Origin of the sequence: Natrinema pallidum, assembly GCF_005890195.1 — an archaeon.
GTDB lineage: Archaea > Halobacteriota > Halobacteria > Halobacteriales > Natrialbaceae > Natrinema > Natrinema pallidum.
On the sequence record NZ_CP040637.1, the window covers coordinates 2,571,446 to 2,589,896 of the forward strand.

At 66.4% G+C, this 18,451-nt stretch carries 15 protein-coding genes; 9 read left to right on the forward strand and 6 right to left on the reverse strand.

Features of this window, described 5'->3' with window-relative positions; all coding sequences use genetic code 11:
* Positions 1 to 14: 14 nt before the first annotated feature.
* Positions 15 to 788: an ABC transporter permease gene (locus tag FGF80_RS12700; RefSeq protein WP_138654402.1), complete on the reverse strand. Its 774-nt coding sequence runs from the start codon at positions 786 to 788 to the stop codon at positions 15 to 17.
* Positions 785 to 1,783 (reverse strand): ABC transporter ATP-binding protein, encoded by a 999-nt coding sequence (locus FGF80_RS12705; protein WP_138654404.1) that lies wholly within the window; start codon positions 1,781 to 1,783, stop codon positions 785 to 787. Before FGF80_RS12705 ends, FGF80_RS12700 begins: the two co-directional genes overlap by 4 nt.
* A 183-nt stretch (positions 1,784 to 1,966) precedes the next feature.
* Between FGF80_RS12705 and FGF80_RS12710 the strand changes: the two genes are divergently transcribed.
* The gene (locus FGF80_RS12710) at positions 1,967 to 2,923 is read left to right on the forward strand and encodes a TIGR03557 family F420-dependent LLM class oxidoreductase (RefSeq protein ID WP_138654406.1); all 957 of its coding nucleotides are present in this window, start codon (positions 1,967 to 1,969) and stop codon (positions 2,921 to 2,923) included.
* 60 nt (positions 2,924 to 2,983) lie between these two features.
* Here FGF80_RS12710 and FGF80_RS12715 read toward each other — a convergent pair whose 3' ends face one another.
* Positions 2,984 to 4,612, reverse strand: coding sequence for a potassium channel family protein (locus tag FGF80_RS12715; protein ID WP_138654408.1), 1,629 nt, complete (start codon positions 4,610 to 4,612; stop codon positions 2,984 to 2,986).
* A gap of 263 nt (positions 4,613 to 4,875) precedes the next feature.
* Between FGF80_RS12715 and FGF80_RS12720 the strand changes: the two genes are divergently transcribed.
* Positions 4,876 to 5,895, forward strand: coding sequence for an aldo/keto reductase (locus FGF80_RS12720; protein WP_138655531.1), 1,020 nt, complete (start codon positions 4,876 to 4,878; stop codon positions 5,893 to 5,895).
* A gap of 85 nt (positions 5,896 to 5,980) precedes the next feature.
* A complete protein-coding gene (locus FGF80_RS12725; RefSeq protein ID WP_394348240.1) occupies positions 5,981 to 6,445 on the forward strand; it encodes a cupredoxin domain-containing protein in 465 nt (154 codons plus the stop codon).
* A gap of 115 nt (positions 6,446 to 6,560) precedes the next feature.
* On the opposite strand, the gene FGF80_RS12730 is transcribed toward FGF80_RS12725, so the two are convergent.
* Positions 6,561 to 7,757, reverse strand: coding sequence for a M24 family metallopeptidase (locus tag FGF80_RS12730; protein ID WP_138654410.1), 1,197 nt, complete (start codon positions 7,755 to 7,757; stop codon positions 6,561 to 6,563).
* A gap of 101 nt (positions 7,758 to 7,858) precedes the next feature.
* Between FGF80_RS12730 and FGF80_RS12735 the strand changes: the two genes are divergently transcribed.
* From FGF80_RS12735 to FGF80_RS12745, 3 genes are all read left to right on the forward strand, one after another.
* Positions 7,859 to 9,004 carry a LolA family protein gene (locus tag FGF80_RS12735; protein ID WP_049908036.1) on the forward strand — a complete coding sequence of 382 codons (1,146 nt, stop codon included), beginning with the start codon at positions 7,859 to 7,861 and terminating at the stop codon, positions 9,002 to 9,004.
* Positions 9,005 to 9,124: 120 nt separating this feature from the next.
* On the forward strand, positions 9,125 to 10,429 hold the full coding sequence (gene aroA, locus FGF80_RS12740) for a 3-phosphoshikimate 1-carboxyvinyltransferase (RefSeq protein WP_138654412.1): 1,305 nt from the start codon (positions 9,125 to 9,127) through the stop codon (positions 10,427 to 10,429).
* 353 nt (positions 10,430 to 10,782) lie between these two features.
* A complete protein-coding gene (locus tag FGF80_RS12745; protein ID WP_138654414.1) occupies positions 10,783 to 11,925 on the forward strand; it encodes a thiolase family protein in 1,143 nt (380 codons plus the stop codon).
* Between the two features lie 205 nt (positions 11,926 to 12,130).
* On the opposite strand, the gene FGF80_RS12750 is transcribed toward FGF80_RS12745, so the two are convergent.
* Both FGF80_RS12750 and FGF80_RS12755 read right to left on the reverse strand, forming a co-directional pair.
* Positions 12,131 to 12,706 carry a DoxX family membrane protein gene (locus FGF80_RS12750; RefSeq protein ID WP_006185301.1) on the reverse strand — a complete coding sequence of 192 codons (576 nt, stop codon included), beginning with the start codon at positions 12,704 to 12,706 and terminating at the stop codon, positions 12,131 to 12,133.
* A 231-nt stretch (positions 12,707 to 12,937) separates the two neighbouring features.
* Positions 12,938 to 13,771 (reverse strand): ZIP family metal transporter, encoded by an 834-nt coding sequence (locus tag FGF80_RS12755; protein ID WP_006185302.1) that lies wholly within the window; start codon positions 13,769 to 13,771, stop codon positions 12,938 to 12,940.
* Positions 13,772 to 14,127: 356 nt separating this feature from the next.
* Between FGF80_RS12755 and aroC the strand changes: the two genes are divergently transcribed.
* The 3 genes from aroC to FGF80_RS12770 all read left to right on the forward strand — a co-directional run bounded on the left by aroC (position 14,128) and on the right by FGF80_RS12770 (position 18,446).
* Positions 14,128 to 15,279, forward strand: a complete 1,152-nt coding sequence (gene aroC / locus FGF80_RS12760; RefSeq protein WP_006185303.1) for a chorismate synthase — start codon at positions 14,128 to 14,130, stop codon at positions 15,277 to 15,279.
* A 906-nt stretch (positions 15,280 to 16,185) separates the two neighbouring features.
* Positions 16,186 to 17,490, forward strand: a complete 1,305-nt coding sequence (locus FGF80_RS19615) for an eCIS core domain-containing protein (RefSeq protein ID WP_238705287.1) — start codon at positions 16,186 to 16,188, stop codon at positions 17,488 to 17,490.
* 68 nt (positions 17,491 to 17,558) lie between these two features.
* Positions 17,559 to 18,446, forward strand: a complete 888-nt coding sequence (locus FGF80_RS12770; protein ID WP_006185308.1) for a hypothetical protein — start codon at positions 17,559 to 17,561, stop codon at positions 18,444 to 18,446.
* The last annotated feature ends 5 nt before the right edge of the window (positions 18,447 to 18,451 follow it).

Below are 18,451 nucleotides of genomic sequence, written 5' to 3' on the forward strand. Positions count from 1 at the left end.
TCCGGCCGCGACGGTTAGTCCGTTCGCGGGATCGACCGCGCGCCCAACGCGAACGCGAGGACGGCGAGGACGGCGAGGATGCCGAGGTTCGCGAGCGCGGGATCGACGCCGGCGACGGCTGCCGTGTCCGCCCCCGCGTAGGTCACCGCCCGCACGCCCCGCGCGAAGTACGTCAGCGGCGAGAGGTTCACCAGCGGGCCGAACCAGCCGGGGAGGAGCGCGGGCGAGACGAACGTCTCCGAGAGGAACAGGAGGGGAAGCCCGATCCCGTTGCTGGCGGCGACCGCGCCGTCCTGTGAATCGGTGTAGCTACCGAGCATCGCGCCGACGCCGCAGAAGCAGACGACGCCGACGAGGACGTAGGGCACTAACAGCGGCGAGACGACGATCTCCGCGCCGGTCAGCAGAATCACCAGCCCGAGGATGAGCAGGCTCGCCAGCCCGATGATCGCGGCGTTGACGACCGTCTGGGCGAGTAACCACTCGCCGCGGGTCAGCGGCGTCGTCGCGAGCTTCTCGAACCGGCTCCCCTCGCGGTGACGCGCGACCTCGCTCCCCATCCGCGACAGCGGAGTGAAGAGCACGACGACGGCGAGATAGCCCGGCACGTAGTAGGCTGCCGGCTCCGTGAACAGCCCGCCGCCGGTCGGGTCCGTCCGCACGAGCGCCCCGAAGATGACGATCAGGATCACGGGGAAGAAGAACGTGAAGAAGACCGCCGTCCGCCGGCGGACGAACGACCGCCAGCCGGCGCTGGTTTCGGCACCGACGCGTCCCAGCCGACTCATGCTGTCTCACCCGCCTGCGCGAGGTCGGACTCGTCGGCCACGCCATCCCCGGTCCCGCCGCCCGCGAGCCGATCCGTCCGCGCCCGCTCGGTCCCGTCGGCCAATTCGAGATAGACGTCCTCGAGATCGGGTTCGGCCCACGAAAGCTGCGTGTACTCGATCGCGTGGGTCTCGAGATAGTCGACGACCGACCCGATCGCGGCGGGGTCGATCTCGCGGACGACGACCGCGCTGTCGGGGTTTCGGGTCCGACCGCGCTCGGGGCGTTCGACCGGATACTCGAGGGCGTCGAACGCGGCCGGGTCGGCCACCGTCTCGATCGTGAGCCGGCTCGAGCCGCCGTGGTCACGGACCAGCCGCTCGGGCGGCCCCTGTGCGACGAGCGAGCCGTCGGCGAGCAGGCCGACGCGGTCGGCCAGGCGCTCGGCCTCGGCCATGTCGTGGGTGGTCAGGACGACCGTCGTCCCGGCATCGGCGAGGTCCTCGATCAGTCGCCAGACGGTGCGGCGGCCGGCAGGGTCGATGCCGGTCGTCGGCTCGTCCAGGAAGAGCAGATCGGGGTCGTTGACCAGTGCGGACCCGACGCAGACCCGGCGTTGCTGACCGCCGGAGAGGTTCTCGTACCAGGTGTCGCCGGTATCGACGAGGCCGACGTCGGCGAGCACGTCGTCGGGATCGCGCGGGTCGTCGTAGAGGCCGGCGTAGTACGCGAGCAGTTCCCGCGCGCTGAGCCTGTCGGGTGGCGAGAACGACTGTGGTAACACGCCGAGCTGGGCGCGGTCGACCGTCGACGGTGACGCGCCGAGAATCCGTGCCGTCCCGCCGTCCGGCACGGTCGTCCCCGTCAGCGTGCGGACGAGCGTCGTCTTGCCGGCACCGTTCGGCCCGATCAGGGCGAAGACCTCTCCGCTGCCGACCGACAGCGAGGCCCCGGACAGGGCGACCGTCTCGCCGTAGGTCTTCTCGAGGTCCGTCGCATCGACTACGGCTTCCATACGGATCGGTTCCGGCGCGGCGTGGGTAAGGGGTTCGGTTCGGCACAGTTCAGCGCGCGCCACGCAGGTCGGAGACGCGAGTCGCAGTACCCGGCCGGGGTCGCAGTCGGAACGCGGCCGCGCTCGCGCTCTTGCCCTCGCAGGTGCAACCGTTACCCGCCGGTTCGTGGTAGCGGGCCGGGAATGACGGAGTTGGGATACACGCTCTCGAGCGAGGAGTTCGGGCCGACTGAACTGGTCGAAATCGCCCGTCGCGCGGAGGCGGCCGGCTTCGACTTCTGCTCGATCTCGGATCATTTCCACCCCTGGGTCTCGGCGCAGGGTGAGTCGCCGTTCGTCTGGTCGACGCTGGGAGCGATTGCGGAAGCGACCGACGAGATCGAGATCGGCGTCGGCGTCACCTGCCCGACGATCCGGGTCCATCCGGTCACCGTCGCCCACGCGGTCGCCACCGTCGCCGAGATGCTCGGCGATCGCTTTACGTTCGGCGTCGGGACCGGCGAGAACCTGAACGAACACGTTACCGGCGAGCGCTGGCCCGAGCACGACGTGCGCCTCGAGATGTTGGACGAGGCGCTGAACGTCATGCGCTCGCTGTGGACCGGCGAGACGACGAGTCACCACGGCGAACACTACACGGTCGAAAACGCGCGGCTGTACACCTGCCCCGACGAGCAGCCGACGACGATCGGAAGCGCGTTCGGCCCGCAGACTGCCGACTGGGTGGCCAAGAACGCGGACGGGCTCTGGTGTTCCGGGCCGAAGTCCGAACCGGTCAAGGCCTACGAGGACGCCGGCGGCGACGGCCCCAAGTACACGCAATTGCACGGCTGCTACGCCGACAGCGAAGCGGAGGCGATCGAGACGATCCTCGAGCAGTGGCCCAACGGCTCGCTTCCGGGCGAACTCGGACAGGAGTTGCCGACGCCGGCTCACTTCGAACAGGCCGCGGCGCTGGTCGAGAAGGAGGACATCGCCGCGGCCGGTACCACGACCGAACCCACCGCGGAGGCCCACATCGACAGCCTCGAGCGGGCGATCGACGCCGGTTACGATCACGTCTATGTCCATCAGATCGGACCCGAACAGGAGCAGGCGCTCGCGTTCTACGAGGACGAGGTGTTGCCGTCCTTCGAGTGACGCGGCCGACGCCGGATGGCGATGCGGCTACCGCTCGAGCCGACCGCCGGCACCGTGGTGTCAACACGCGAATGCGACGAACCGGTTGACCGCCTCGTCGCTTCCCGCGACGATCAGCATGTCGTCCTCGTGGACGACGAACTCCGGGCCGAGGTCGGTCAGCAGTTCCTCGCCGCGTTCGACCGCGACGACGGTACATCCGGTTCGCGCTCGCAGGTCGACCGCACCGAGGCTTCGTCCAGCGATTCCCGGCGCGGTCGTCCTGATGAGTTCGAACTGGGTCTCGGGCGTGAGGATTTCCTCGCCCTCGATCAGGATGGAGCCGAGCATCCGACCGGTCACCGTCGAGAGCGAGAGGACGTACTCGGCCCCCGCGCGGTAGAACTTCGGAATGTTCTCGGTTTCGTTCGCTCGCACGATGATTTCGACCTCGGGGGCGACCTGCTTGAGGACCAGCGTCGCGTAGATCGTCGTCGAATCGTCGTCGAGAGTGAGAATGATCGCCCTGGCGTCGTCGACGGCGGCCGCCTCGAGAGCCGATTCGTCGGTGACGCTCCCGACGATATCGACCCCCGGCTCGTCCGCGAGGTCGACGACACAGGTCGAGACGCCGCCGGACGCCAGGGTCTCGACCGCGGTCCGGCCGACGACGCCGTAGCCGCCGACGACGATGCGGTCCGGGTTGTGCCGCAGCGCCGACACCGTCCGCGATTTCAGCTCCGTGAGATCGTCGCGACGCCCCGCGACGAGCAGGACGGTATTGCCGTCGATCACGTTTTCGGAGCCGGGAACGGGAACGAACTCCCCGCTAAACCAGGCTCCGATAACGGTGATTCCCATCCGATCCCGAATGCCGGATTCGGGAATCGTCTGCCCGACGAGGTCGCTGTGCTCTTGAACGAGCAGTTCGGTCACCGCGAGGTCCTCGCTGAACTCGATCGTATCCCGGAGTTCGGCCGAGACCGTCGTCGTGGCCTTCGTTGCGAGACTCCGTCCGAGGACGTGCCGCGGCCGGACGATCTCGTCGGCTCCGGCGTAGCGGTGGTAACTCGCGACCTCGTCGTCCTCGACCACGCTGACGATGGTGAGGTCGCTCGAGAGTTCCCGCGCCGTGAGGATCACCATCGCGTTGGTCTCGTCGTCGATGTCGGTGACGAGCGCGTCGGCCCGCTCGGCGTTGGCGGCCCGCAGCGTCTCCTCCTGGTCGAGTTCGCCGTAGATAGCGTTGGTCCCCTCGTTGTTGAGGTCGACGACGAGTTCGGCGTCGTCGTCGACGAAGACGTAGGGGACGCCCGCCGCCTCGAGTTCACCAGCGAGAACGTCCGAGCGCGGCGTGTACGAACAGATAACGACGTGATCGGTGAGATCGGTCGACTCCGGCGGCCGGTCCTCGAGAGCCTGCTGAAAGAGCGGGACGACGATTAGCGGCAGGGCGAGAAAGACCAGCAGGACGCCCGTGAGGTTCATCACGATAACGATCAGGTTCATCGGCGTGCTCTGCCAGTCGTCCGCGTCGCCGCCGAAGCCGGCCGTCGTCAGCGTCTCGATGACGGTCCGGATCGCCTGGGCGTACGTCCTCGGCTCGTCCTCGAACGTGGCCATTCCCAGCCGATAGAGCCACGCGTAGACGAGGACGAGAACGAGAACGGCGACCAGCGAGAGGGCGATCCGCCGCCACCAGTGATTCATTATCCGTACGAGACTGGCAAGTGATTTGTAGCTTCGGAAAGCCCGGAGGCGGTCCCGTCGCAGTCTCCGCTCCGTCGTCGAATCGCTTCGTCGTTTCGCGTCCGACGTTGACGAGTAGCCGACCGCGCGTCGCTCGAGCGTGTGCGATGACCGCCGGGGAGATCAACGCGACGCTGCAGTGGGATGAGATCCCGATCGAAGACGTGGCCGCGGTGATCGCCGCTTCCGAACTCGTTTTGCCCCTCGCCACTGAACCGGCGACCATGGAGTACACGACGCTCGGAAAGACGGGTACGAGGGTATCGAAGCTCTGTTTCGGAACGTGGCGCTTCGGCAAGGAAAGCGACGGCACCGTCGAAACGGACCGCGAGGAGGCCTACGACCTGCTCGACGCCTGCTGGGAGCACGGTATCAACTTCATCGATACGGCGAACGTCTACGGCAATCCCAACGGGAAGAGCGAGCGCTGGATCGGCGAGTGGCTCGCGGACCGGGAGGACATCGACCGCGAGGACCTCGTCCTCGCCTCGAAAGTCTACTTCCCGTTCGACGGCCGCGGCGAGCCGGGACCGAACGATTCCGGACTCGGCCGCAAGCACATCCGGGCCCAGATCGAGGGCACGCTCGAACGACTGGGCACCGACTACCTCGATCTATACTACATCCACCGCTGGGACGAGGACACGCCGATCGAGGAGACGATGCGGACGCTGACCGAACTCGTTCGCGAGGGGAACGTCCACTATCTGGGTGCCTCGAGCATGGCCGCCTGGAAACTCACCAAGGCGCTGTGGACGAGCGACGCCGAGGGCCTCGAGCGGTTCGACGTGACCCAGCCGATGTTCAACGCGGCCGATACGGACGACGTGAGCGACTATCTCGAGGTCTGTGCGGATCAGGACATCGCGGTCTGTCCGTACTCGCCGCTGGCCGGCGGCTTCCTCACCGGGAAGTACGAGCGGGCCGACGACGGCACCGTGATCGCGCCCGACGGCGCTCGCGGCAGCCTCACCGATCTGTTCGAGGACCGCTACACGAGCGACACCGCATGGGAGGTCCTCGAAGCCGTCGAGGGCGTCGCCGACGAAATCGACGCCACGCCGGCACAGGTGTCGTTGCGCTGGCTAATGGAGCAGGACCGCTTTACGTGTGTGCCGATCGTCGGCGCGCGGACGCCTGACCAACTCGCGGAGAACGTCGGCGCGGTCGACCTCGAACTGTCCGACGCGCAGTTCGAGCGGATCGACGCGGCCCGCGGCCCGGACGACGACGGCTATCGCTGAGTCCGAATATCGTCGCTGGGGCCACGTTCCCACCCGTTCGGAACTACCCTGGTGATTATTAACAATACCAGACCAACCGAAGAGCATGGTACGAGATGGGGCTGTGTCCCGACGGCGGATGCTCGCGCTAACAGGTGTCGCAGCGTCGACGGCATTCGTTGCCGGTTGTGGTGGTGGCGGGAACGGTGACAGCGGGAACGGCGACGGCGATGGTGGTGTGGAGATCGATCCCGAAACACGGATCGAACTCGACGGACAGACGCCCGGTTGGGTGGGCATCAAACCCGATTCGATTGCGGACGAGACGAACCCGACGCTCATTCTTCAGGAGGGGGAATCCTACGAGATCGGCTGGACAACCGGCGATGGCAACCAACACAACATCGCGATCTACGACGAAAACGACGACGTTGTCGATGATCTCGTGACCGAGCAGGTCACTGAGCCCGGCGACGATCAGTGGTTGGAGTTCGAGGCCAGCAGCGCGATGGTCACGTACATCTGCGAGGTCCACCCGAATTCGATGGTCGCCGATATCCAGGTCAAATAGCAGTACCGGCGACGACACGGTCGAATACCACCCACGATTCGACGTCACTCATTTTTGCCGGCTTCCGTGCGACGCCACCGGACTGGTCACGGGAGTCGCGATCGTCCGTGCGACGTCACTCCCGGGCGTCGGTCGTCGGCTCGAGCCCGATCCGATACTCGGTGAGGTTCTCGTAGCCGTCCTCCGTGACGACGATCAGGTCCTCGATGCGGACGCCGCCGACCGCGGGGTCGTAAATCCCAGGCTCGATCGAGATCACGTGCCCGGGCTCGAGGTCGCCGCCGGACGGCGAGACGCTCGGCTCCTCGTGGATGTCCAACCCGACCCCGTGGCCGGTGCTGTGGATGAAGCCGGTGTCGGTGTTGGGATCGCTGCGCAGCGTCTCGTAGCCCGCGTCCTCGATCACGTCACAGGCCGCGGCGTGAACGTCGGCCCCGGTCACGTCGGCCGCGACCGTCTCGAGGGCGGCCTCGTAGGCGTCGCGGGTGACCTCGTAGCGCCGTCGAGCCTCCTCGCCGGGGTCGCCGCGGGCGAAGGTGCGGGTCATATCGGCGAAGTAGCCCGTCTCCTTGTCCCGCGGGAAGATATCGATCACGATCAACTCGTCAGCCGCGAGCGGCCCGCTGCCCCGGTCGTGGGGGTCCGCGCCGTCGGCCCCGCAGGCGACGATGGTCTCGTCGAGGGCACAGCCGTGGCGTAGCAGGGTGACCTCGATCTCCTCGGTGACGCGTTCGCTGGTCAGGGGGTCGCCGTCGTGAACGAGCGTGCCGTCCTCGATGTCGGCGGTGGCGATCAGTTCCTCGGCCCGCGCCATCGCGGCCTCGTTGGCCCGCTGGCTCGCCCGGATCCGCTCGACTTCCCACTCGGTTTTCGTCGCACGGATATCCGTCACGATGCCCGTGCGTTCGGCCGTCACCGCGACCCCGTGCTCGCGAAGTCCGTCGGCGGTCCCCGTCGGGAACGTTCGGGGCACCGCGAGCGCGTCGACATCGTGATCCTCGAGAAAGGCCACGAGCGTACGGATCGTCCCCTCGTACTGGCCGTGTTCGGCCACCAGTCGCTGGTAGTCGTAGGCGGCGCGGCGGCTGACCGAGTCCGCGTTGGCCTGGGCCGTCGCGCGCCCGTACTCGAGCCCCGAGACGAGCAGGTGGACGCCGTCGGCCGTCACGAGCGTCTGATAGGGGTCCGGCGCGGTAAAGCCCGAGACGTACCGCTGGTCGGCGTCCGAGGCATCGTCATCGATCAGGTAGCCGTCCAGGTCCTCGGCCGAGAGATACTCGCGCAGCGGGGCGAGATCGACGTCGACGTTCATACCCGAATCTCTGACAGCGGGCCACATAATCCCGCGGATCGCGACCGGGTGGGTCGGTTCGAACCCGCAAACTTATCACTGAACGTGGTAATTCCCCGCGTATGAACCGTCGCCGGATCCTGGCAACGGGAGCCGCGGTCGCATTCGCCGGCTGTGTGAGCTATCCGTCCGACAGCGACGAGCCACCCTCGAGTCGGGCCCTCCTCCGGGACGCGATCGAGACGCGTCGCCACATGACCGATCTCACGGCCCGGCGGGTCATGACCGTCGAAACCGGGGACGAAACGGTCGAGCGAACGGAGCGGGTCGCGTTGCGGCCGCCGGCAAAGCAACGACGCGAGGTCGTCGAGTCGACCGATCCGGACGTGCCGGCCGGCTCGGTCACGGTGACGAACCGGACGACGACGTGGGAGTACAACCCGGCGACCGAGACGGTAGAGAAACAGTACCATCCGAACAAGACCGACACCGACCGCACGCGACTCGTCCTCGAGACCCTCCGCGACGACCACCGGCTCAGTTACCGGGGGACGGAGACCGTCGACGGTCGCGAGACACACGTCGTCGAGACACAGCCGCCGGCCGAGGATACCGGGCCGGCGATCGGCCTCGTCGTCGGTGATACGGAGTTCCTCGTCAAGCTCCGGGCGACGAGCGATCCGGAGGCGCTCTCCGCGACCCGAACCGTCTGGATCGACGACGAGTACCGGTACCCGATCAAGGAGCGGAACACCACCAGGATCGACGGCGAGGTCTACCACGAACTGACCGTCACCTACGAGGACCTCGCGCTCGATACGGGGCTCGAGCCGGGGACGTTTACGTACGACCCGCCGGCGGACGCGACGGTCACCACGGAGGGTGTCGGCCCGGACGGCGTCTTCGAATCGCGGTCGGCCGCCGAGGAGTTCGCGCCGTACGACCTGCCGGAGCCGACCGTTCCGGACTCGTACGTGCTTGATCGGATCACCGTCGTCGAGACGGCAGAGCGGTTCGGAACGACCACGACGCTGTGGTACACCGATCCGAACGTCGTCGCGCGCGAACTCTACGTTGCGGTCAAGGAGGTGCAACGGATCGATACGGCCGCGTTGGAGCCGATCGAGTTCGACGGCCACACCGCCTATCGCCGCGACGGCGGGAAACGGAGCATCTTCTGGCAGTGTGACGGACTCAACTACGAGGTCACGTGTCTGACCGACGACACACCCCTGCTCGAGATCGCCGCGTCGATCGGGTGTTCATAACCGGTCGGTGACCGGCGGGAGCCGCGAGCGACGAGCGAACCGGCCGAGGAGGGGCCGGTCGTCCCGTCGGGGACTCGTGGGATCGGTATCGGTAAGGCGAGGCCACCCCACAGAGCCATCATGAACGTCACGATCACGCCCTCGACCGTCGAGGGGACGGTCCGCGCACCGCCCTCGAAAAGCTACACGCACCGGGCGATCCTCGCGGCGGGATACGCCGACGAGGCGACCGTCCGCGACGCGCTCTGGAGCGCGGATACGCGGGCGACCGCCCGCGCGGTCACCCTGTTCGGCGGCGACGTAACACGGACCGACGACGGAGCCCTCGAGATCGACGGCTTCGACGGCCGTCCGGACGTGCCGGCGGACGTCATCAACTGCGCGAACAGCGGCACGACGATGCGCCTCGTCACGGCTGCGGCCGCGCTCGCGGACGGGACCACGGTGCTGACCGGCGACGAATCGCTGCGCTCGCGCCCGCAGGGCCCGCTGCTCGAGGCGCTTGCCGATCTCGGAGCCGAGGCGGACAGTACCCGCGGGAACGGGCAGGCTCCGCTGGTCGTCACCGGCCCGTTGTCGGGCGGCGACGTATCGATTCCGGGCGATGTCTCCTCCCAATACATCACCGCCCTGCTGCTGGCCGGTGCGGTCACCGAGGACGGGATCGCGATCGACCTCGAGACCGAACTCAAGTCCGCGCCGTACGTCGATATTACGCTCGAGGTACTCGCCGACTTCGGCGTCGACGCCCGCCACACGGACGCCGGCTTCGAAGTCGACGGTGGGCAGTCGTACGCGCCCGCCGGCGGCGCGTATGCGGTTCCCGGGGATTTCTCGTCGATTTCCTACCCCCTCGCCGCGGGGGCGATCGCCGGCGACGACGGCGCGGCCGTCCGAATCGAGGGCGCACACCCCAGTGCGCAGGGCGACAGCGCCATCGTCGAGATCGTCGAACGGATGGGTGCCGACGTCGACTGGGATCGGGACGCGGGGACGATCGATGTCGCAGCCGCCCCGCTCGCCGGGATCGAGGTCGACGTCGAGGATACGCCCGATCTGCTCCCGACGATCGCGACGCTGGGCGCGGTCGCGGACGGCGACACCCACATCACGAACGCCGAGCACGTCCGGTACAAGGAGACCGACCGCGTGAGCGCGATGGCCACGGAGTTGGGAAAGTTGGGCGTCGAGACGACCGAAGAGCCGGATTCGCTGACGATCCACGGCACGGAATCGACGCTCGAGGGGGCGACCGTTCGCGGCCGATCGGACCACCGCATTATCATGGCGCTCGCGCTCGCCGGTCTCGTCGCCGACGGCGAGACCGTCATCGAGGGGGCCGACCACGTCGCCGTCTCGTACCCCGGGTTCTTCAGCACGCTCGAGGAGTTGGGCGTCACCCTCGAGCGCGACGACGGACACTAGACGGGACCGGACGGAAGGGAAACGGTCGTCGGTGCGGTCGCCGACGACGGATCAGTCGGGGATTCGGAAGCGATCGAGGACGATATGACGTTCGTGGGTCGGTCCGAGCCAGGAGACCGCGAGGTATTCGCCGGGATCAGCGTTCGGAACGCGACCGTGAGGGCGTCCCCAGCGGTGATCTCGCCGGAGAACTGTGCCTTGCCTCGGAACTGACCTGCACGTGCTCGCCCTGGAACGTGGGGCCGTCCTCGTGGCCGATCGCTCGAGACCGCCACCGATGGATGGGCGACGGGGCCGCCCGTCGCGTTCCGGAGGGCGCAGCTATTTATGGCTACGAAAAATTGTGGTGAACAATGTCAGGCAACACGCCAGTAATCGTTAGCGCTGTTAGGACAGCCCAGGGGAAAGAGGACGGCGCGCTCGCGGGCGTCCGCAGCGAGGATCTCTCGATCCCGCTGGTCGACGAAATGCTCGCGGAGACGGGCATCGAGGGCGACGACATCGACGACCTGATGTGGGGGTGTGCCCAGCAGCGCTCGGAGCAGCGGACGAACATCGCGCGACAGATCGCGCTCTTCTCGGAGCTGGGCGAGTCGGTCCCCGCGACGACCATCGACCGTCAGTGTGCCTCCTCCGCCCAGGCGATCATCAGCGCCGCGGACTCGATCGCCGCGGGCCGCCAGGACGCGGTCATCGCGGGCGGCGTCGAGAGCATGAGCCGCGTCAAGATGGGGGGCGGCGACGCCGGCGACATGTACCCCAAGCTCGACGAGAAGTACGGCATGCGGAACCTCCAGATGGGGATGACCGCCGAAAAAGTCGCCGAGGAGTACGACATCAGCCGCGAAGAGCAAGACGAGTACGGCGCGCGCAGTCAGCAGCGAGCGGTCGAAGCCACCGAATCGGGCCGGTTCGACGACGAGATCGTACCCATCGAGACCGACGACGGCGTCCACGACGAGGACGAGGGGCTCCGTCCCGGCACGACCCCCGAGAAACTCGCCGAATTGCCGACCGTGTTCACGGAGGACGGCACCGTCACGCCCGGCAACGCCTCGCAGATCGCCGACGGCGCGGCCGGCGTCATGCTCACCAGTCGCGACTTCGCCGACGAGAACGACCTCGAGGTCCTCGCGGAAGTCGGCACCAGCTACGTCGCCGGCGTCGACCCGACGATCATGGGCGTCGGCCCGGTCCCCGCGACCGAGGGGCTCCTCGAGCGCGCGGACCGCGAGATCGACGACTACGGTCTCGTCGAGATCAACGAAGCCTTCGCCAGCCAGACGCTGTACTCCCAGCGCGAACTCGGCATTCCGGACGATCGGCTGAACGTCAACGGCGGCGCGATATCGATCGGTCACCCGCTGGGCTGTTCCGGCGCGCGCCTGCCGGTGACGCTCGTCCACGAGATGAATCGCCGGGGCGTCGACCGCGGCATCGCGACCGAGTGTGTCGGCTTCGGACAAGGTGCGGCGATCGAGTTCGAACTCCCCTGACCGGACCGGTCGGGGCGTTCCGGTCCGAGTGTTGCGATCGGGAACCGCGTCGACGCGAACGGAGAGCCGAGCGATCCGCGAGCGGACGACGAAACGGACGAGACAGAAGGCGGTCGAGGGCGTCGGGTCGCGCCGCGCGGAAGGGCGGGACGGCGACCCGAGGATCGGGAACGGCGACCACGACAGTACCGGAGAGCGAAACCCCTTAGCCGAGGATGTACTCGAGGCGGGGGTAGCGCTCGAGGAGGGGTTCGCCGCCGAGGTCGTAGCTCTCGATCCAGGCGTCGAGCCCGAGGATGCGCCCGGCACCGAAGGCGGCGACGGCGAGGAAGACGAGCATGTACGCGAAGTCGCCGTTGATGACCCCGTGGGCGATGTCCCAGTTCCCGAAGTAGAACATGAGCATCATGAGCGCGCCGAAGAACGCCGCGAGCCGGACGAGCGCGCCGACGAGCAGTCCGAGGCCGATCAGGAGCTCGCCCCACGGGACGGCGACGTTCGCGAACTCGACGAACCACGGCGTCGAACCCATCCAGGCGAAGAGGTCCGCGAGCGGGTTGCCGTTGGTCGCCGCGACGGCGGTCAGGTAGCCGCCGGCGCTGAACGGTTCGGCCGCGACGAGCTTCGTGAACCCGGAGTAGGCGAACGCCCAGCCCATCATGAGCCGGAGCGAGAGGACGAACCAGGCCGAGAGGCTGTGGGCGCGGCCGCCGACCGTGTAGCCGCCGATGGTGCTTTCGAACGTGTTGCGCGTGTCTGTGACGAGAGTGGGTGCAGTCATGGTAGCGGAAGAAAACTTCCTACTGCCTAGAAGGACGGGATAGTATATAATCTTATTCTGATATGCAGTATCATGGATATTCGTAAGTTATGTAGATATAACGCATCAGTTCGTGAGGTGCGATCGCCGCGGGAACCGATCGTGCACGGGTCGTTCGGACGGGAGCGCGGTTCGTCACGGGGCGGGGGTCACCGCCGTCTCCGGCCGACGGTCGCTCGAGTCGGGGAGTTGCTATCCGAAACTGACATCGAGGTAGAGCATTACGATCACGCCGGCCATCAGTCCGAGCGTCGCGGTCCGTTCGTATCCGTGGATGTGGGTTTCGGGGATGATTTCGTCGGAGATGACGAAGAGCATCGCCCCTGCAGCGAACCCCATCGCGTAGGGAAGGATCGGCTCGACGGCGCTCACTGCGAGCGCCCCCAGCACCGCGAGCGGAATTTCGACGAGCCCCGAACGCACGCCGGCGACGGCCGCGTAGAAGCGTCGGTCAAGCCCGGCGTTGATCGCGGCCACCGAGACGGCGAGCCCTTCGGGAACGTTCTGGATGCCGATAGCGAGCATGAGCGGGATCGCGTTCTCGACGTTGCCCGAGCCGAAGCCGACGCCCACGGCCAGTCCCTCGGGCATGTTGTGAAGCGTGATCGCCAGGATGAACAGGACGACGGGAGCCAACCGATCGCGATCGAGCGGAAGGGACGTGCTCGGATTCGCCTCGTCCGCCCGCCTGTTCCCGGTCAACAGATAATGTGCGTGCGGGACGAGCCCATCGGCCCGATCCAGAAAGATCGCCCCGAGCGCGACGCCCACGAGCGTCGGAATCGGGTTCCCGCCGGAGTACTGCTCGATTCCCGGGACGATGAGGCTCGTGAAGGCCGCGGCGAGCATCACGCCGGCCGCGAACCCGAGCGCGCCGTCGAGTGCGCGCTCCGATGGATCGCGCCAGACGAGCACCAGCGACGCCCCGAACAGGTTCAACGCCGCGATAACGATCCCGCCGAGGAGCCCCTGGATCACCGGGTCTTCGCCGGCGACTCGAACGAACAGGTCGATTACCGAGGTCATGCGTTCATCCCTCGAGTCATCGAAACGCGGCCGCGTCGTCTCCCGCGTGGTTCATTTCGACACGCTACGCTATGGGCGGTGAAATAACTCATCGATGGCGTGCGGCGGGCCGCGACGACGAGGAGGAGAAAGGCGGCCCGGAGAATCGCACCCACGATGTCGAACCGCAGCCACTTCGTCTGGGGGGCCGTCACCCGAGGCCCTTCCGTCGGGTCCGTCCATCGGTGCCGAACGGTCGCGGAGGGTACTCGATGCTGCGACGAGGGAGCGACTTTCTCGAGCGAGGGACGGACGCTCGATCGCAGTTCGTGCGCGAACCTGCACCGCTAAGTGGCCCCGTCTCCGAAGACGTGGTAATGAACGGCAACCGCTTCGGTCGCCTCTTTCAGGTGACCACGTTCGGCGAGAGCCACGGGGAGGCGATGGGCTGTACCGTCTCGGGCTGTCCCGCCGGCCTCGAGCTCTCGGCGGAGGACATTCAGGAGGACCTCGACCGGCGAAAGCCGGGCCAGTCGATGATCACGACCAGCCGCGGCGAACCCGACGCGGTCTCGATCAAGTCGGGGATTCAGGACGGCTACACGACGGGGACGCCGATCGGCCTGGTCATCCAGAACAAGGACGCCCGCTCGGGCAAGTACGAACCCTTCATCACCGCGCCACGGCCCTCGCACGGCGACTTCACGTACTCGGCGAAGTTCGGCACGCGAAACTGGGGCGGCGGCGGCCGTTCGTCGGCCCGGGAGACCGTCAACTGGGTCGCCGCGGGCGCGATCGCGAAAAAGATTCTCGCACGGGAGGGGATCGAACTCAAAGCTCACGTCAATCAGATCGGCGACATCGAAGCGCCCGACGTGAGTTTCGCGGACATTCTCGAGCACTCGGAGGAGAACGACGTCCGCTGTGCTCACCCCGAGACCGCCGAGCGGATGCAAGAGCGGATCGCGGAGTACCAGGAGGCGGGCGACTCCATCGGCGGCAGCATCTACTTCGAGGCGCAAGGCGTTCCGGTCGGCCTCGGCGCACCCCGGTTCGACTCCCTTTCGGCGCGGCTCGGGCAGGCGATGATGGCGGTGCCGGCGACGACGGCGTTCGAGTTCGGGCTTGGTACCGAGGCGGCGGAGTGGACCGGCACGGAGCGAAACGACGAGTGGGCGTTCGACGACGACGGCGATCCGACGCCGGTCGAGAACGACCACGGCGGGATTCAGGGCGGCATCTCGAGCGGCGAACCGATCTACGGCGAGGTCACGCTGCACGCACCCACCTCGATTCCCACGTCCCAGCAGACTGCGGATTGGGAGACGGGCGAACTCAAAGAGGAGCAGGTCATCGGCCGCCACGACCCCGTGCTCCCGCCGCGGGGCGTGCCCGTCGTCGAGGCGATGCTCGCGCTGACGCTGGTCGACTTCATGCTGCTGTCGGGCCGGCTCAACCCCGACCGCGTCGACGACCGGCCCGGCGAGTACGACACCGAGTACCACCCAAGCAGCCCGCGCAACGAGTAGTTCGACGGGCCGCGCGTTCGTCTTCTCGGATCGACCCGCAGTCGGTATCGGTAAGCGACATCCCGGCCCGCACTGGCCACTCCGCACGCGGTGACCCGTGTGGATGCCGCCCCGCTCCCACCAGAGTCGGTCGGCCAACCCGACATGAGGGGACAGGGGTCGTCCTGTTCGATGGGACCGTTCGACGCCGGACCCGTCTCCGACGGGGATGGTTCCAGTCGGTCGCCACTAGATATAAGTCACTATAGGTAATAGCCCCTGGTGGAAGCTGTCGTCTCCAGAACAGTCGCGGGGGGCATGCGCTGAAATGCCCCGGGTGCTAAGGACACCCGAGACGTGGCTTCCAACCCGGTGAGGTCGAAGCCATGATTGCGTATCCGCTCCCGAGACATAAACGTCTCGCCCGACAGTCCGTTCGCTCGAGACGAAGAGCGGTGCGTCCGAGGTGCGTTTTCGAGTCATTTCCGACCGGGAGCGATAGCCCTGTCGGCTGGCTCGGACGACGGCGGCACCGGCGAGGGTGCACCTCGCCGCGCTCGCTCGAGCGGCCGCGTCATGGCGGCGACCGATCCGGATCGCTGCGCTGGACCGCGACCCACGGCCGGACCCGACTCCTCCTCCCCCGTCGACATCGATCCCGGCCGTGACGATCGCGGACGCTTCCAGCCTTCCCCGCCGTCGTTTCGACTGCTGACGCCTCACACGGCGGATACGACCCCGTCCTCGCCTCGAGTCGGTGGTGTCGACGGAGTAACGTCTCGGCGTCGATTCTTCAACGGGTGTCGCCCCGTGTACTACGCGGAGAGAAAGTGTTATACTATGATAGGAGCAAGTGGAAGCAAATGAGCCGTCGATTCCACGACGGACCCGCGATGGTCCGCTACGGCGGGCGGGGAGGGAACAGCGATGGGACATAAGAAGCACACCCGGTCGAAACGCGAGTCCGAGTCCGAGTCTGAGTCCAAATCATCGAGCAGGACCACAACGACGACGGGTCCGGTCCAGCGGACGCGCAAGCAGCACCCGGATGCGGTCGACCGGCCGGATGTCGTCGAGCATTCGGCCGCCGTCGAACATCCAGGTGCAGTCGAGCATCCGGGCGCAGTCGAGCACCCGGCCGCCGTCGAACATCCAGGTGCAGTCGAGCATCCGGGCGCAGTCGAGCACCCGGCCGCCGTCCCCGCTCTCGGGGACGACGACTTCTCGATCCGCGAGGAGAACATCCAGCGCGCGCTCAAGGGTGCGGACACGACCGAAAACGAGGTCCCCGACGAGGTCGTGGACGTCATCGGCAGCGGCGGCATGCCCCTCGATTTCTCGATCCAGCGCAAACTCGGCGAGCGGATGGACGCCGACTTCTCGGACGTACGCATCCACACCGGCGGGAAAGCCGCTCAAGCGGCCGAATCCATCGACGCGAAGGCGTTTACCTGCGGCAACGCGATCGTCTTCAATTCGGGCGAATACGATCCCCGGTCAGCCGACGGCCAACACCTGCTGGCCCACGAACTCGCCCACGTCAAACAGCAACACGGCGGCGCGCCGCTCTCGATGATGCCCCAAGAGGACGCCGACCTCGAGATCGACCCCGACCCGCAGTTAGAGCGGGAAGCCGACGAGGCGGCCACCGAGGCGTTGGCGGGTGAGCCACTGACGATCAATCGGATGGGGACCGACGTTCACGTCCAGCGAGTGGCGAAGAGCGCCGAGTCGATGACCTATGAGGGGCTCGATACGCTTACTGACGCGGTGGTCGACCTGCAGGAAACCGTCACTCAAAATCAGCGGGAGATTCAGGACACGAAATCCAACCTGCGTGCGCTCGAGGACGAAGTGCACAGTGGCTGGACGGACAAGACGGCCGGTGCCGTTGCAGCTGTCGGGGCCAGTGGGATCACCGCGGGGACGCGAGCGGCGACCGAGACTGATCTCGGTGACGCCATCGCGGGCAACGAGATGCTGATGGAACTCTTGCCGACGCTCGCTCAAAACAGTGATGTCGTGGCCGCTGCCGGCCTGACAGCGGTTCTCGCTGGTGGCACCTACGGCCTCCAGCAGGCCATCGACGGCGCGGGAATGCTCGAGAAACTGGGTGACGGATTCAAGAGTCTCAAAGATCGACTTTCGATCTTCAACGACGACGAGAAAGGACAGCGTGAAGAGGCGGAAGAATCAGACGAAGATGGGCTGCTTGGGAAGGTTGGGCTGTAATCATGGAAGGGACTATAAAAGATGAGATTGCTGAGGGAGTAGGGCTGAAAATTATCGATGATCGTGAGATGGAACATAGAACGGTTGTTGGGTTTAATGGAGAAATAAAAGCCCATAAATCAGATACATATCCGAAGCCATCAGAACGTACAAATGAAGAGGATGAAAGTTTCTCGCAAGCCCGCCGCTTCGCCCGATATCACGTTTATCGAGAGCTAGATTACGATACGATCCCGAATACGGAGAATCCTGACCGGATCGCGGCCGTCCTGCTAGCGATCCTCGATCTGGGTGAAGAGGCGTTCGATCGCCACTTCCGGACGCTGTTCGAGCAGGTCGCGAGCCACGATTTCCCGGAGATCGAGCCACCGCTGGACCTCCCCCCGGAGGTCTACAGTCAGGAGGCACTCGTCTACAAACAGCACGTCTATCTCGAGGAAGACTTGGAGACGTTCCGCAAGGAGTTACAGCAGCCGGCGAGCGAGATTCTCGACGAGAATGCCGTGGATGACCTCCTGAGCGGCGGGAACCCGATTTCGGGAACTGGAAGCGGTGGCTTCATGTCGTCGGTTCACTCACTGCTGGGTGGTACCAGCGATTCGGTTGATCTCACCATCGAGGGTGTCTCCGGGATCGATACGATGTACTACGAAGACACCAACGATGATCGGACGATCGAGGGACCCGACCCCTTCGACCGCGACCCCGACGCGACGATCGAACTCATTCCGGCACAATTTGACGAGGACGTCTTCGGATTTTACCTCTGTCACAACCTCCTGTGTCAAATCCGAGACTGTTTCATCGGAATGGGTCTCGAGCCGCCACGTCAGTATCGGACGCTCGGCCACGGCAAGTACAAATACACCGGGAAATACCGCCACTTCGATTTCTATCCGGACTACTGGGACCCGGAAGCCGACATCCCCGGCTACCGCGCGCCGGTTCCGCTCTAACTCCA